The organism is Mesorhizobium sp. M1E.F.Ca.ET.041.01.1.1 (genome assembly GCF_003997355.1).
GTDB lineage: Bacteria > Pseudomonadota > Alphaproteobacteria > Rhizobiales > Rhizobiaceae > Mesorhizobium.
Genome location: NZ_RZSL01000591.1, coordinates 1 through 3,584 on the forward strand (window position 1 = coordinate 1; position 3,584 = coordinate 3,584).

Here is a 3,584-nt window from a genome sequence, read left to right on the forward strand (position 1 = left end):
CCAACAGCTATATCGTCGGCCGCGAGACGCTCGCAGTGATCGATCCCGGACCGGATGACGATACGCATCTCCAAACCTTGCTCGCCGCGATCGGCGGCAGGCCCGTCAGCCACGTCTTCGTCAGCCACACCCACCGCGACCATTCGCCCCTGGCGGCGCGGCTGAAGCAGCAAACGGGCGCCACCGTGCTTGCCGAAGGTCCGCATCGGCCAGCGCGGCCGCTGCGCATCGGCGAGGTTAACCCGCTCGATGCCAGCGCCGACTTGGACTTCGTGCCTGACGTCGCGCTGGCGGACGGTTCCATCACCCATGGCGACGGCTGGACGATCCGAACGGTGCTGACGCCAGGTCACGCCGCCAACCACGCGGCCTTTGCGCTCGAGGGAACCGGCGTGCTGTTTTCGGCCGACCATGTCATGGCCTGGGCGACCTCCATCGTCGCGCCCCCGGATGGCGCGATGGCCGATTATATGGGGTCGCTCGATAAATTGATCGAGCGCGGCGACCGGCTGCTGCTGCCCGGTCATGGCGGGCCGGTCACCGCGCCGCGAAAGTTCATGCGCGGGCTGAAAACGCACCGCAAGATGCGCGAACGGGCGATCCTGGAGCGCATCCGCAACGGCGACCGGACGATCAAGGACATGGTCGCGGCGATCTATCGCGACACCGACCCGCGGCTGCACGGCGCCGCCGGCCTTTCAGTGCTTGCCCATCTGGAGGACCTGGTGGTCCGCGGCCTGGTCGCCACCGAAGGCGATCCGGCGATCGACGGTATATTCACGCCGCCGCGCTAGATTTTCACTCGGCCGGCGCCGCGCCGACCTGGCCGGCGACCTCCTGATCGAGCTCGCCGAGGAAATCGGTGATGCGGGCGGCATTGTCGCCCAGGTCATAACGTCCGTAGCGCGAGGCCGAGCGCATGTCGACGATGACCGATTCGCCATCGTCGGTGACGCGGATGGCGAGGTCGGCGGGCAGCCCGATCACGAAGCCCCTGGCGACCGCGTTGATCGTCGCCTCGCTTTGCCCGTTGATATCGGGATAAGGCGCGGTCAGTTGCCAGTCCCGCCGGTCGAGCACGGTTTCGACGGCGTCGACCACGGTTTCGAAAGGAAGGTTGTAGCTGCGCCCGGTGACCAGCGGGTAGGCCTGCGCCTGCAGGCTCTGTTCGCCGGGCGTCGGCGGCGACAGCGCGTTCATGTCGCTGGTCCGATCGCTGGTGTCCAGCACCGGCGGGTCGTCGAGGTCGGTCGAGATATCGCGCAGCGGCGGATAAATCGTCGCCCAGTAGGCGGCGATGCCGAAGGGGCTAAGCACCAGGAGCGCCAGCAGCGCGCCGACGCTGAGATCGCGGCCGCCGCGATCGCCGAAATTCCACAGTCTCGACAGCGCAAGTCCGGCGAGCAGCAGCGCGAGCGCTGCAAGCAGCGCGACGATCGCCAGCACCCACAAGAAGGGCGGCGTGTCGACCAAATCGAGGCGATAGCCGGCAAGGGCCGTCAACAAAAGGACAAGCGAGAATGCTCCCATCCGCCGCGACCAGCCGGCCGCCCTCGACGTCTGCCGTTCAGGAATTGTAACCATCGTCTGCCGCATTACCCCAGCCCGAGCCGAGACTTAGCGCAGTTCAGCGACTGGTGGAATCGCTGATTGAACAATCCTCAATCCGTCGGCAGCCGGTAATCCTTGAATTGCTGACGCAAGCTGACCTTCTGAATCTTGCCGGTGGCCGTATGGGGAATTTCGCCGACGAAGGTGACGTCGTCCGGCATCCACCATTTGGCGACCTTGCCGCTCATGAAGGCGAGGATATCGCTCTTGCTCGGCTCCTTGCCCGGCTTGCGCACGACAACCAGCAGGGGCCGCTCGCCCCACTTGGAATGCGGCACGCCGATGGCCGCGGCCTCGGCCACATCGGGATGGCCGACGGCAAGGTTCTCGAGATCGATGGTGGAGATCCACTCGCCGCCCGATTTGATGACATCCTTGGCGCGGTCGGTGATCTGCATGTAGCCGCTGGCGTCGATATGCGCGACGTCGCCGGTGTCGAACCAGCCGTCGGCGTCGAACTGCTCGGAACCGACGCCGCCGTAATAGGCGCGAGCCACCGCCGGGCCGCGCACCTTGAGATGCCCAAAGGTCTTGCCGTCCCAGGGCAGCGCGTTGTTGTCGTCGTCGGTCACCTTCATTTCGACGCCGAAGGGCGGGAAACCCTGCTTGCCTTGCAGATCAAGGCGGGCTTCCCCTTCGAGGTTCTCGTGTTCCGGCTTCATCGTGCACAGCGTGCCGAGCGGCGACATCTCGGTCATGCCCCAGGCGTGCACGACCTGGACGTCGTAATTGTCCTGGAATTTCCTGGTGATGGCGCGCGGGCAGGATGAGCCGCCGATGACGACCTTGTTGAGATAAGGCAGCTTCCTGCCGGTCTCCTCGAGATATTGCAGCAGCATCATCCAGACCGTCGGCACGGCGGCGCTGAAAGTGACCTTTTCGGTGTCGAGCAGTTCGTAGATCGAAGCGCCGTCCATCTTGCAGCCCGGCATGACCAGCTTGGCGCCGATCATCGGCGCGCTCTGGCCAAGGCCCCAGGCGTTGGCGTGGAACATCGGCACCACGGGCAAGATCACATCCCGCGCGGATATGCCCATGGCGTCCGGCATTGCGGCGATCATGGCGTGAAGGACGTTGGAGCGATGGCTGTAGACCACGCCCTTCGGGTCGCCAGTGGTGCCCGAGGTATAGCACATGCCGGCGGCGGTATTCTCGTCGAAGGTCCTCCAGGCGAAGGTGCCATCGGCCTCGGCCAGCCATTCCTCGAAGGCAACGGCGTTCGGCAACGACGTTCGCGGCAAATGCGCCCTGTCGGTCAGCACGATCACTTTTCTCAGGGATTTTACCTGGCCGGCGATCTTTTCGAGCAGCGGCACGAAGGTCAGGTCGACGAAGATCGCTTTATCCTCGGCATTGTTCATGATCCAGGCGATCTGCTCGGGAAAAAGGCGCGGATTGAGCGTGTGGTAGATCGCGCCGATGCCCATGATGCCGTACCAGGCCTCGATATGCCGGGCCGTGTTCCAGGCAAGCGTGGCGATACGGTCGCCCAGCCCGAAGCCATCCTGCTCCAGCCGCTCGGCGATCTGGAGCGCCCGGCGATGGATGTCGGCATAGGTGGTGCGCACGATCGGCCCCTCGATCGAACGCGACACGATCTCGCGTCCGCCATGTTGCCGTTCGGCATTGTCGATGAGCTTGTGGCAGAGCAGCGGCCATTCCTGCATCAGTCCGAGCATCTCGGTTCCTCCCCTTCGCGCTTTTGCGTCGTTGTTTCACGCATTGTGGAATGATCCGGCGGATTGTCCAGCCATAAGTCCAAAGGGGTGGGTCGATCGGATGACCCGTGAAACCCGCCATAATCCGGCCATCGTCGCCGTTAAGTTTCATTAATGGGCTGGGTGAGATTGGCGAATGGAGATATTCGCATGGACGCGCAGCTCGAAGACAAAGCCCTCGAAAGCACGCTTGCCGAAAGTCTGGACGATCTGACGCCGGACTCCAAAACCGTCTCCGACGACGAATTTGCCGAA

Annotated in this window: 3 protein-coding genes; 1 reads left to right on the plus strand and 2 read right to left on the minus strand. The window is 64.1% G+C overall.

The features are described 5' to 3' along the window. Nucleotides 1–794 (plus strand): MBL fold metallo-hydrolase (locus EOA38_RS30755; protein ID WP_145966138.1); only part of this gene is annotated, 794 nt, incomplete at its 5' end. Nucleotides 795–798: 4 nt separating this feature from the next. Here EOA38_RS30755 and EOA38_RS30760 read toward each other — a convergent pair. Together EOA38_RS30760 and EOA38_RS30765 are read right to left on the minus strand one after the other, a co-directional pair. Further along, a complete protein-coding gene (locus EOA38_RS30760) occupies nucleotides 799–1,584 on the minus strand; it encodes a DUF1499 domain-containing protein (RefSeq protein ID WP_127221848.1) in 786 nt (261 codons plus the stop codon). A gap of 77 nt (nucleotides 1,585–1,661) precedes the next feature. Next, the gene (locus tag EOA38_RS30765) at nucleotides 1,662–3,290 is read right to left on the minus strand and encodes a fatty-acid--CoA ligase (protein ID WP_127221849.1); all 1,629 of its coding nucleotides are present in this window, start codon (nucleotides 3,288–3,290) and stop codon (nucleotides 1,662–1,664) included. Nucleotides 3,291–3,584: the final 294 nt, after the last annotated feature.

Excerpts from the sequence above, each read along its gene's own strand:
- EOA38_RS30760 (WP_127221848.1), bottom strand. The coding sequence starts at position 1,584 with ATGGTTACAATTCCTGAACGGCAGACGTCGAGGGCGGCCGGCTGGTCG.
- EOA38_RS30765 (WP_127221849.1), bottom strand. The coding sequence starts at position 3,290 with ATGCTCGGACTGATGCAGGAATGGCCGCTGCTCTGCCACAAGCTCATC.